A 12,087-nucleotide genomic window follows, 5' to 3' on the forward strand; every position below is an offset into this window, starting at 1 on the left:
GATATCTCCTCAACCAATCGTAGGGTCTATCGACGTCGCCGCCGAGATCACCCGGACCGCCATCTCCTCGGCAGCGTGAGCGGGCATAAGTCCCCGTCCCGCCGCTGACATCTGGGCAAGAACATCAGCATCATGGATGCGGGCAGTCTCCGCAAGGAGGCGCTCAGCGTCCAGATCAGCATTGGCGACAACAACGCCAGCTCCAGCGTCGACCGCCGGGGTGGCATTGCGCGCCTGCTCGCCATTACCGTGCGGCAACGGCACATAGATAGTCGGCAAACCGACGGTCGCTGTTTCCACCACTGTTCCAGCGCCAGAACGGGCCACCATGAGGTCGGCAGCTGCATAAGCACTCGCCATGTCGTCAACGTATCCCACAGGCAACCATGACGCTCCGGTCAACTCGTCGGTAATCCTCGTAGCCTCCCGGATGTTCTTCGGCCCGAGCACGTGAAGAATCTGCACACCGTCTGCAAGTAGACGTGTCCGCGCAGCAACAACAGCCTCATTAATGGCCACCGCCCCCTGAGAGCCCCCCGACACCAACAAAGTTGGACGGTTGATGTCAAGACCAAGGTCAGCACGGGCACGGGCACAACGCTCAGCTCGGGCCTGCCCACTAGCGTCAGCCAAATCGGTGATCTGGGAACGCAACGGCATGCCAACAAACCGCACTTTGGGCAAGGGCGTGTCGGGGAAAGCCGTACCGACGAAGACGGCAAAGCGTGCGGCAATCTTGTTCGCCAACCCCGGCACAGCATTCTGCTCGTGGATGACGACCGGGATCTTGGCTCGCCTGGCCGCTAAATACGCAGGCAACGACACGTAGCCACCAAACCCGACGACGACGTCGGTCTGGCGGCGCTGAAGCACCTCGCCAGCTTTACGCACCGCCCCGGCTAGCCGAGCAGGAACCTTGAATAGGTCAGCATTGATAGCACGGGGCAACGGCACTGGCGGAATCATGTCAAGTTGCAGCCCCGCTTCCGGGATAACTCGTCCCTCGAGTCCCCTCGGCGTACCAATACACGAGACCGTCGCCCCACGTTCCTGCAGCGCCATCGCAGTCGCGATCAACGGCGATGTATGGCCAGCCGTTCCTCCGCCAGCCAAGACAACGTTTACCATGAGTACTCCTCTGGGGAAGAAAGACGGCAAATGAGGTTCAGATCAGCCACGGTTGCCACCGTCGACGACGCTCGTTACTCGGGCCGGCTCAGTGCGTTGCGAGGCCGCAGTACTTCGTCGGGCATCAGGCTCGGTGCGGGCACATGCCAACAAAAGCCCCACTGCTAACAACGCCGACACTAGTGCAGAACCACCGATAGAAATGAACGGAAGCGGGACGCCCACGACCGGCAAGAGGTTCAGCGATACAGACATGTTGATGAGGGCCTGAACTGCGATCCACACGGTGGCAGTCGACGCGGCTGAACGACGAAACAGCGAATCCTGCCGCATCGCTGTGCGCACGCCAGCCCATATCAGCAAGGTAAACAGCAGGATGATACCCAGGGTACCCAGCAGGCCCATTTCCTCACCGAGAACGGCAAAGACGAAGTCGTTCTGAGCGCCATCATAAAGTCCGCCCCATTTCTGCCGGGAGGCACCGATGCCAACACCCCACCAGCCACCGGTCGCCAGCGCATAAATCGCCGAAAGAGGCTGCTGGGAGGTGCTGGCGCCATTGTCTGGGTGCAGGAACGACAACACGCGCTCGGCGCGATAGGGGGTGATGGCAATGAGCAGCAGCACCGCCAAGAGACCCAGGCCAATGAGGGCACCCAAATAACGCTTGGGCACTCCAAAGTTCCACATCTGGGCCAACATGATAAGGCCAATAATCATCGTTGTGCCGAGGTCTCCCTGAGCTACAACAAGCAGACCGACGACCCCATATAGACCAAGGTAACCCCCTACGCCCTTCGGAGTCGCCATCTCATCACGTCGTGAAGACATGTAACTCGCCCCAAGGAGCACCAGGGCGAATTTTGCGAACTCTGAGGGCTGCAAACTAACCGGTCCGAGAGACAGCCATGACTGGTTTCCCTTTCCAGCGTCTGAACCCAAAAAAGTCAGCACCAAAACGAGCATGAGACACACAACGGCATAGGCGAACCCACCAAGTTGCCTCAGATGTGTCTCCGAGAGCCGCGACACCACGGCTGCCGCAATAGCGCCCACTACCAGGAACAGGATCTGACGAATCGCAAAGTGATAAGGCCCGTGGCCCAGCGACTGAGAGTACACCGACGAGGATGACAACCCCATCAACGCGCCAATACCGCACAGCAGCACGGTAGTAGCCAGGATGACGTAGTAATCCAGGAACGGCTGAGCCAGCAATCGGCGAGAGGAACCGTCACCACCGTCAAGTCGCAGTAAATGCCTCAACCAGCTGCCGGGAGTCCGGCGTCGGGTGGTACGGAGAGCCCGTGAACTTACCGATTTCTCAGCCATCGGCATCTGGCCCGTCAACGTGTCGAGCAGCATTGGCAAAGTCCTCACCGCGTGCGGCATAGCCGGGCCAGATATCCAAGCTGGCACAGCCAGGTGCCATCAAGACGGTGTCCCCAGGACGAGCCATCTTGGCAGCCTCGTGGACCGCACGAGCCATCGCCTCGCGGGACATGTCGTCAATGACGACGACCGGAACCTGTGGAGCATGCTCGGCCAAAGATCTCGCGATGATGCCGCGGTCAGTTCCCAGCACTACTACGCCACGCAGCTTGCCAGCATGAGTGGTCACGAGGTTGTCAAAATGCGTGCCCTTGGCCTGCCCACCAGCGATCCACACGATGTGCTCAAAGGCCCGCATCGAGGAGTTTGCAGCATGGGGGTTCGTCGCCTTGGAATCATCGACCCAGGTAATGCCACTGGCCTGGTGCACCGTCTCGATGCGGTGTCCACCAAGATGCAAGTCACGCAAACCTTGTCCGACGGCAGGAGCAGGAACACCAAAGGAGCGGGTCAGTGCCGCAGCAGCCAACGCGTTTTCGACATTGTGCGGAGCGAAAGGGTGCACGTCCTCAAGGCGAGCCAGCTCCATCGCCGAGGTCGCGCGCTGCTCAACGAAGGCGCGATCGACGATGAGGTCGTCCACAATTCCGATCATGGACGGCCCCGGGGTCCCGGTCGTGAACCCGATAGCGCGAGCCCCCTCAACGACGTCGGCATCCTCCACCATGTGTTCGGTGGCGGGATCGGCAACGTTGTAGACGCAGGAGTTGGTCACCTGGTGGTAGATCCGAGCCTTATCGGCGGCGTACGAACCGAGCGGATCCGATTCGTGGGCGTACCACTCCAGGTGGTCTTGGTGAAGGTTGAGCACTGCCGCGGAATGGAGAGACAGTGAGTTTGACCAGTGCAGCTGGAAGCTGGACAGCTCCACTGCAAAAACATCGTAGTTGATCTCGTCAGCCATGGCCTCAAGGATGGGGCGGCCAATGTTACCGACAGCACATGCCTTCAGACCTGCCGCATGAAGAATCGACTCGGTCATCTGGGTAGTCGTCGTCTTGCCATTGGTGCCGGTAATCGCCAGCCACGGAATAACACGGTCGGGATGCATGAGGCGCCAGGCCAGTTCAGGCTCACCCCAAACGGGAATCCCTCGGGTAAGGGCATGAGCTACCAGCGGTTGGGTAGGACGCCAGCCAGGAGAGACGACGACGAGGTCCGTTTCCTCCGGCAAGTCGGATGCTGATCCGGGGCCCAAACGCACTTCAGCCCCGAGAACCTCCAGCAGACCACCTTTGTCACGGTGGGAGTCGTCATCGCAGTCGTCAAGGACGAGGACCGTGGCGTCAAGTTCAAGTAACGCGTCAGCGGCGGCATAGCCGGACGTGCCTAAACCAGCGATGACAACATGCACACCAGACCAGTCGAAGAGCCGGTCAGCCGCGCTGAGATCAACCTTTCCGGAGAACGTCATTGCCCTGCCACCCATTCTGCGTAGAAGATTCCTAGGCCAGCCGAAACAGCAAGGCCGCAAATAATCCAGAACCTGATGACCACCGTCACCTCAGCCCACCCCTTCAGCTCAAAGTGGTGGTGCAACGGGGCCATTTTAAAGACACGTTTTCCGCCAGTGATCTTAAACACACTGACCTGCAACATAACCGAGACCGTTTCGATGACGAAGAGAGCACCAATAATGACCAGGAGCAGCTCAGTGCGACTGACGACGGCCATACCGGCAACAGCGCCACCAAGAGCCAACGATCCTGTGTCGCCAAGAAAAATCTGGGCGGGCTTAGCATTCCACCACAGAAACCCAAAACACGCTCCGGCGATAGCGATGGCGACCACTGCAATATCGTGAGGGTCACGCACTGCATAACAGTGGTTTCCTGCGGTGGTCGGGCGAGAGCACCACTGATTGAACTGCCAGATGCTCAGCACGGTATAGGCGCCGAAAACCATCGTGGACGCACCGGTAGCTAAGCCGTCAAGGCCGTCGGTGAGGTTGACAGCGTTGGAACTTCCCGCAATAAGCAGGATCACCCAGACGATGCCCAACCAGACGGGTAGATAAAGCCACGAAATATCACGCAGGAAGGAGATAGCTGGCGACCCTGGCGTCACACCGTGGACATCAGGGAAATACATCACCCCGATAGCAAAAGTGATAGCGACAAAAGCCTGGCCGAGGAGCTTTCCTTTGGGTTTAAGACCCAAGGAACGCTGTTTAGAAATCTTTGTCCAGTCGTCAAGAAAACCGATAAAACCCAATCCTGAAAACAGCCACAACACCAACAGCGCTGAGATGGAGGGGTGGGTCCACGTCACCAGGTGTGCCACGAGGTACGCCAGCAGTACGGAGACAATAATGACAGCACCGCCCATGGTCGGGGTGCCCTTTTTCGTCTTATGGGTTGTCGGGCCGTCGTCACGAATGAACTGGCCATAGCCCTTCGCGGCGAGCCAATGGATGAACCACCGCGTGCCGACGAGAGTGCCGATCATTGACACCGCACCGGCGAGCAGGATGTTCTTCACGCCTGGGCCTCCCTTTCCTCAAACACGTCGCGTCCTACTCGCTCCAAGGCCAGACCTCTGGAAGCTTTGAGTAAAACGACATCGTGTGAGGTCCAACCTAGTGACCCAGAAGCATCTTCCACGGTGGAAACAATCACACGTGCGCCTTCGGCCCGGGCACCTTCGGCAATGTTCTTGGCCTCATCGCCAACAGCGATAATGACGTCGAATCCAGCGTGGGCTGCTCGCCGACCGGACTCTGCATTGAGACGAGCAGAGTCCTGTCCAAGCTCGAGCATGTCGCCCAAAACGGCGACGCCCCTAGTCTGAGGGTCCCGAGCTCGGCGCGTCGCCAAGACATGCCCCATCGCTGTCAACGAAGCGGCCATCGAGTCAGGGTTGGCGTTGTAGCAGTCCTCGACCAGCACCAAGCCATCGGCGCGTTCACGCAACTGCATTCTCATAGCTGACCTGGACACGGCGTTGCTGAGCGCCTCGGCGATCCGAGTGACAGATTCGTCATCGATGTCGTCATTCATAGCCAAGGCTGCCAGCGCAGCAGCAGTAGCAGCCACGGCATTTGCAACCTGATAAGCGCCCATCGTCATCAGCCGGACAGGGCTACGCCAGGTGGACTCACCCCGGCGGGCGGCAAGGGTAAAGGAGTGACGATCCAGGTCGTCGGCATGGGTTGATTCGGCCCACACCTCAATGTCGGCGTCTGGGCGACGATGGTCAGCATCGGGGCTGAACCATGCAATATGCCCACGGGTGCGCGGTGCCATCCCGGCGACAAGGGTATCGGCGGCGTTGAGCACAGCCCAACCGTCAACGCTGAGGGCCTCAACGATCTCACCCTTAGCCTGAGCAATGATCTCTCGCGAACCAAACTCGCCCAGGTGGGCACTCCCGACGTTGAGGACCATGGCTACGTCGGGAGTAACGATGGAGGTGAGCCAGGAGATATGACCCAAACCGCGAGTCCCCATTTCCGACACCAAGAAAGAGGTGTTCTCGTTACTGCGGCACGCCGTCAGAGGAACTCCGATTTCATTGTTGAACGACCCCACCGGAGCCACCGTTGGGCCAAAAGTCTCAAGGATCTGGGCCAGCATGTCCTTGGTGCTTGTCTTACCGCTGGAACCAGTCACAGCGATGGCACGCATGCCACGTTCTCGTTCAGTCGCCACGACATGACGCGCCAGTCGAGATAGGCCGGCTTGACCATCGTCAACAACGAGATGGGGCAACTGTGCGTCGGTGCGCCGAGTGACCAGGACAGCGGCAGCGCCCATGTCCTGAGCCGCCTGAGTGAAGTCATGACCGTCTACCCGGGTGCCGGGAAGAGCGATAAACAGAGCGCCCGGAGTTACCTTCCGGGTATCAATGACGACGTCCGGGCCCACCTGGGCAGAATCATTAACCGGTGCTGCTTCGACCCACTGCGCGAGGGTAGCAACGTCGAGAACTCTCATCGTGCCTGATCCTCCTCGCTCTGCCGGGCCATGATCTTCCATTCGGCCCGGATAACCTCACGATCGTCGAACGGCAGCACCTCACTGCCAATGCTCTGCCCGGTCTCATGTCCCTTGCCGAGCACGCAGATAACGTCGCCAGCCTCCGCCATCCGCAGGGCCTCGTTAATCGCCTCACGACGACGTCCCCCGTCGATCACAATGACCCCGTCACCAGCAGCTTCATGGGCCCCCTCCAGCACGGCTGCACGGATCACCGCAGGATCTTCGGTACGCGGGTTGTCATCAGTAACGATGACGATATCGGCACGCTCAGCGGCAATCTGGCCCATTGGACCGCGCTTGGCCACGTCACGGTCTCCCCCAGCACCGAGCACGGCGATAAGACGGCCGCCATCGACTGACGACCGAGCGGCATCAAGAGCTGATGCAATCGCTTGCGGAGTGTGCGCAAAGTCCACGAGGGCCGTCGGGGCGTCATCTGCGAGATCGACCCGCTCCATACGGCCAGGCACCTGAGCGGAACACAAACCATCTGCAACATCGTCAAAAGCGAGCCCGGCAGCCTCGAGCATGGCCAGAGCCATAGCTGCGTTGCGGACATTGAATTCGCCGGGCAAGGACAGCTCGAGGGTGCGCTCCCCCGACGGAGTGCTCACGTCGAAAATCGCCCCGGCACGCGCGGCATGCCATGACGTCACCTGATAGTCAGAGGGCTGATGGATTGACGTCGTCACGGCCTTAACCCCGTTGGCTTGCATACGCTCAACTAGCTGACGACCACGCGGGTCATCGACATTAATAACGCCAACCCGAGCCAGATCGGGGGTGAACAAACGGGCCTTAGCGTTGAAATAATTATCAAGGGTGTTATGGAAATCCAGATGGTCACGGCCTAGGTTGGTGAAAGCCACGACATCGAAACAGGTTCCATCCACCCGCTGCAAGGCCAGAGCGTGCGACGACACCTCCATCACGACGTCAGAAGCACCTCGCTCAGCCATCGCCGCGAATAGCCCTTGCAGATCTGGGGCCTCCGGCGTCGTGACGGTGGTGCGAGCACTAGGCAACTCCTCACCGTCGAGCCGGAATCCAATCGTCCCGATAGTCCCAACATGGTGGCCAGCCGCACACAATCCGGCCTCCACGAGGAAGGCCGTTGTGGTTTTACCGTTAGTCCCCGTAATACCAAACATCGTCATGGCATCCGAGGGGTGTCCAAAGACCTTAGCGGCCGCAACAGCCATGGCAGCGCGCGGATCGTCAACGACAATGATCGGCACACCCGCCTCCGCCGCCAGTATGGCACCATCCTCGTCAGTGAGCACTGCGACTGCACCCGACTCAACAGCAGAGGCAGCGAAACTCGCCCCGTGAGCATGCAGGCCGTGCAGACCGACGTAGAGATCGCCCGGGCGAACCTGGCGGGAGTCCAATGTGATCCCGGTGATCGCAGGACCGTTGTCATTAGCTCGGCAGCTGTCGAAGGAGGCCACTAGGTCGGTCCACCCGACAGGATCACCCTGGGATGGTCGGAGGGCAGCACCAGCAGGTGGAGTGGGGGGGACAGTAGATTCAGGGCTCACGGCTGGTACTCCAAGGGTTCCTTGCGCGCTTTGTCGGTGGACGGTTGCACACCGTATCGCGGCAGGGCAACGGACATGAGTTGCCGCGCCGCTGGCTGTGCCACCGCCGTGCCAGTATGCCCGTTGGTGGGCTGATTGATGACAACGTACGTGAGAATACGCGGCTTCTCGATAGGAGCGACGGCAATAAACGACGAGATGTACCCGTGGTAGCAGTGACACTCAGGGTCAATCCGCTGGGCAGTACCCGTCTTGGCACCCATCCGGTAGTCCGGAATAGGTCGGCCCTTGGCGGTAGATACCACGTTCTCCATCATGTCGCGAACCTCCTCAGAGGCTCGTTGCGAGATCACTCTGCGGGTAGTCGTCTTAGGAATCTCGGAAGGCTCCCCGTGGCCGTCAACGGCAGACTTGATAATCGTCGGCGAGTGGTAGACCCCGCCATTGACGATTCCGGCAACGGCAGCGGCCTCCTGAAGAGCCGTCACCGACAGCCCCTGGCCGAACGCAACCTGGTCCCGGGTATAGTCAGGCATAGTGGGCTTCGGTATCTGACCACTCGCCTCACCGGGCAGACCGATTCCAGTAGGAGCCCCTAGCCCGAATGCCTTGAGATAGGACACCATGGTCGCCTTGTCCAACTTTCGGGCAAACAATGCCGTCCCAATATTTGACGAATGCACTAGCACCCCACGGGCGGTGAGGTACTCGGTGCCGTGAGGCTCAGCATCAGTGATCTTGCCGCCACCAGACGACAAAGCACGCGGAACGACGACGTGGCTATCGGGAGTAATGATCCCCTGATCGGTCAGCGCAGCCATAGTCAGGACTTTTTGCACCGATCCTGGCTCGTACGCATCCTGGATGGCCCGATTGCGGGTCTGGCTCTCTTTGGCTTTTCCGGGCTTATTTGAGTCAAAAGTGGGCATTGACGCCATTGCCAGGACCTCACCATTAGTCACGTCCATCATGACGATCTCGCCACTCTTTGCCTTGGCATTCTTAATCGCTGTACCGATGGCTTGCTGAGCCATCAGCTGTAGCTGAGCGTCGAGGGTCAGAGTGTAACTTGTGCCGTCGACCGCAGGCACCAGAGTGTTAGAACCCAGCGGAATACGGCCCCAGGTCGAAGCCTCATACGACTCTTTACCCGGCACACCGGCAAGCTGTTTGTTATGGGAGTATTCGAAACCGCCAGCTCCTTTGCCCTCGGCATTCACGAAGCCCACGATGTTGGAGGCAACCTGCCCCGACGGATAGGTACGGATCGGGTCATTTGAACTAAACACTCCGTACCAGCCACCTTGCTTCATGTCCTTCTTGATGAGGTCGAAGGTGTAGCTGTCAACGTGGTGGCGTACGACCGAGTAGCGGCTCAGCTTTCCCTTAGCATCAGTGGCCGTTACCGCCTTGCGGTAATCCTCCGGCTGCCCGCCCAATCGCGTAGCAAGGATCTTCGCGACAGCCTTAGGCGCAGCGGCTGCCTTCTCCTGTTGTTCACGAGTCATCGTCACCCGCTCGTCAACGCCGTTGCGGGAGATCATCCGAGGGTCCACAAAAACCAATACCGCAGGCTGGGTTTGCGCCATCACAATGCCATTGCGATCGGTGAGCTCGCCTCGGTTAGGCTGAAGAGCGTAGGTGTACTTCATCCTCGCCGCCGCCGACGCCGCATACGCAGGCGCCTCGATCGCCTGCAGTTGCAAAGCACGGCTAGCTAAGCTCACCGCAAGCACGAGGAATACCGCCATAACGATCGTCAAACGGCCCCGTTGGGAAGCCATTTCGGGCACGGGCCTACTATGCGGCTCCCGACCCTCCACGCGAGACCCAGGTCGCGCTCGCCCAGGACCACGGTTGGACGTGGGCCGCCTGGCGGACCCGGGCCGTGAGTTCGGGCCCGTGGGATGCCGGGAACTCACGGCTGGCCCACCTCAGGCTTAGCCGTCTCCCCGATGACTCCTGGTACCTCCTTGCCGTCGACCTTGGTCTGGGTTCCGATGACCTTGCCAGTACGCAGGTCAATATAGGAGCCGTAAGGATTCGGCCTCATGCCGAGCTTCGTGGCCTGTTCCTGGAGGTTCTGCGGACCACGAAGGTGATCGACCTCAGCAGCCAGAACAGCCTGCTGGTGTTGCAAGACGTTGAGATTGCGCGTCTCCTGCGCAATCTGCATGGACTGCGCCTGGATGGTGGTGTTGAGCACCAACAGCCCGGCCAATCCAGCAGCTAACATGACAACAATGAGAATGGCAAAGCCCAGTCGCCCCATCCGCTGCTGACGCACCCGTTGCGGCAGTGCACGTAATACTGGACGCAACGAGGTAGGCCGTGCAGCAGCAGTCCTGGCCTGATGTGGACGCGGTGCTGGTTCAGCGCTCATCGGCTCTCCTTGGTCGCATGCTGACGGTTGACGGGCCCAGGTCGAACCCGCCCAATGACCCGCAACCGTGCCGAGGCGGATCGTGGATTGGTGGCCACCTCATCGGCGTCGGGACGTTCCGCCCCCCGAGTAACAGGGTTGAACTTTGCTGCCATCGACTCGGGGACCATCGGCAATCCGGTTGGGGCTGTATCCGCACATGCGTCGCGGAAGGCCTCCTTGACGGGGCGGTCCTCCAGGGAGTGATAGGACAACACAGCGATCCGGCCGCCGACATCAAGACGATTGAGAGCTCGCGGGAGCACCGCGGGCAAGGTCTCCATCTCACGGTTAACGGCAATCCGCAGGGCCTGGAAGGTACGCTTGGCGGGATGGCTGTGGCGCTTGCGACGCACTGTGGCAGGAATAGCCTCGGTAATAATCTCAACGAGCCGCCCGGAAGTCTCGATGGGTTGGCGGTCACGTTCGGTAACGATGGCGCGAACAATGCGGTCAGCGAACTTTTCCTCACCGTACTCGCGAAGCATACGCACCAAGTCACCAGGATCAGACTCATTGAGGATCTGGGCAGCAGTACGACCACTGGACTGGTCCATCCGCATGTCTAGTGGGGAATCAACCGAGTACGAGAACCCGCGCTCAACCTCGTCAATTTGGAAAGAGGACAGCCCAAGGTCAAGCAGTACGGAGTCGACATAGTCCAGGCCGAGATCGTCAAGCACCTCAGGAAGTTCGTCATGAACAGCGTGGACGAGATGAACGCGGTCTGCAAAAGGCTCAAGCCGCGCCTCGGCCATTGTCAGGGCCTGCTGATCGCGATCGATACCGACCAACTCAACGTCAGGGAATCGCCTCAGAACAGCCTCAGCATGACCTCCCATACCGAGGGTGCCATCAACATGGACACGTCGACCACTCTTGAGAACGACAGCAAGAAGGTCGAGGATGCGGGCACGCATGACGGGGACATGGACAGCATCGCTACCAATGGCATCGGTCGCCATGAGCATCCCCTCCCCGGCATGATCTGCCAGCAACGTCTTCGACCGGTGTCGATGACCCGTGATCCGAGGTTCCGTTCCGGCTGAACCACCTGGCACAGGGGAAGTTGTGTCAGGGGGCCCGGTCGGCCCGGACCCGCGGACCGCGAGATCACTGTTCGGCGAAGACCTCCTCGTTCATATCGGCGAAGGCCTCCTCCTGAGCTTCGGAGTACTTCTCCCACTCGGTGGCGTCCCACACCTCAACTCGAGTAATCGCTCCCACCACGACGATCTCCTTATTAAGAGCGGCGTAGCGCCTCAGCATCGGCGGAATCATGACCCGCCCTTGCTTGTCAGGAGCGGTGTCGCTAGCCCCGGCTGCCAGCATGCGCTGATAGTCACGAACCTTCTTGACGCTCACCGATCCCTTGGCGATTTCCCGGGTCATCTCCACGAAAGTTTCGGTCGGGTAGATCGCCAGACACCTGTCCTGGCCTCTGGTGATGACCAACCCATCGTCCAACTCGTCGCGGAACTTCGCCGGTAGGAAGAAGCGGCCCTTCTCGTCGAGCTTGGGAGTATGCGTACCCAGAAACACCGGGCACCTCCTTGCTCCACGATCGAGGCAATTTCCTCCACTTGCCTCCACCATACTCCACAACGCTCCACCCCGTCACCTC

At 59.9% G+C, this 12,087-nt stretch carries 10 protein-coding genes; all 10 read right to left on the minus strand.

What is annotated here, in order from left to right:
* Positions 1-9: 9 nt before the first annotated feature.
* The 10 genes from murG to mraZ all read right to left on the minus strand — a co-directional run bounded on the left by murG (position 10) and on the right by mraZ (position 12,005).
* Positions 10-1,128 (minus strand): undecaprenyldiphospho-muramoylpentapeptide beta-N-acetylglucosaminyltransferase, encoded by a 1,119-nt coding sequence (gene murG / locus LRP59_RS07545; RefSeq protein ID WP_002513924.1) that lies wholly within the window; start codon positions 1,126-1,128, stop codon positions 10-12.
* A gap of 42 nt (positions 1,129-1,170) precedes the next feature.
* Positions 1,171-2,346 (minus strand): putative lipid II flippase FtsW, encoded by a 1,176-nt coding sequence (ftsW, locus tag LRP59_RS07550; protein ID WP_002513925.1) that lies wholly within the window; start codon positions 2,344-2,346, stop codon positions 1,171-1,173.
* A 106-nt stretch (positions 2,347-2,452) separates the two neighbouring features.
* Entirely contained in the window at positions 2,453-3,949 is a 1,497-nt protein-coding gene (gene murD, locus LRP59_RS07555; protein ID WP_002513926.1) for a UDP-N-acetylmuramoyl-L-alanine--D-glutamate ligase, read from the minus strand.
* Positions 3,931-5,001 carry a phospho-N-acetylmuramoyl-pentapeptide-transferase gene (mraY, locus tag LRP59_RS07560; RefSeq protein WP_002513927.1) on the minus strand — a complete coding sequence of 357 codons (1,071 nt, stop codon included), beginning with the start codon at positions 4,999-5,001 and terminating at the stop codon, positions 3,931-3,933. The genes murD and mraY overlap by 19 nt, the downstream gene beginning before the upstream one ends.
* The gene (gene murF / locus LRP59_RS07565) at positions 4,998-6,455 is read right to left on the minus strand and encodes a UDP-N-acetylmuramoyl-tripeptide--D-alanyl-D-alanine ligase (protein WP_002521840.1); all 1,458 of its coding nucleotides are present in this window, start codon (positions 6,453-6,455) and stop codon (positions 4,998-5,000) included. The genes mraY and murF overlap by 4 nt, the downstream gene beginning before the upstream one ends.
* Entirely contained in the window at positions 6,452-7,951 is a 1,500-nt protein-coding gene (locus LRP59_RS07570) for a UDP-N-acetylmuramoyl-L-alanyl-D-glutamate--2,6-diaminopimelate ligase (RefSeq protein WP_002513929.1), read from the minus strand. Before LRP59_RS07570 ends, murF begins: the two co-directional genes overlap by 4 nt.
* An 86-nt stretch (positions 7,952-8,037) precedes the next feature.
* Complete coding sequence (locus LRP59_RS07575; protein WP_002532197.1) at positions 8,038-9,825, minus strand: penicillin-binding protein 2; 1,788 nt, start codon at positions 9,823-9,825, stop codon at positions 8,038-8,040.
* Positions 9,826-9,959: 134 nt separating this feature from the next.
* Entirely contained in the window at positions 9,960-10,313 is a 354-nt protein-coding gene (locus LRP59_RS07580) for a hypothetical protein (protein WP_002521842.1), read from the minus strand.
* Between the two features lie 107 nt (positions 10,314-10,420).
* Complete coding sequence (rsmH, locus tag LRP59_RS07585) at positions 10,421-11,434, minus strand: 16S rRNA (cytosine(1402)-N(4))-methyltransferase RsmH (protein WP_014604503.1); 1,014 nt, start codon at positions 11,432-11,434, stop codon at positions 10,421-10,423.
* A gap of 142 nt (positions 11,435-11,576) precedes the next feature.
* The gene (mraZ, locus tag LRP59_RS07590) at positions 11,577-12,005 is read right to left on the minus strand and encodes a division/cell wall cluster transcriptional repressor MraZ (protein ID WP_002513933.1); all 429 of its coding nucleotides are present in this window, start codon (positions 12,003-12,005) and stop codon (positions 11,577-11,579) included.
* Positions 12,006-12,087 lie beyond the last annotated feature (82 nt).

The organism is Cutibacterium sp. 37298 (assembly GCF_023838685.1).
GTDB classification, from domain to species: Bacteria; Actinomycetota; Actinomycetes; order Propionibacteriales; family Propionibacteriaceae; genus Cutibacterium; species Cutibacterium acnes.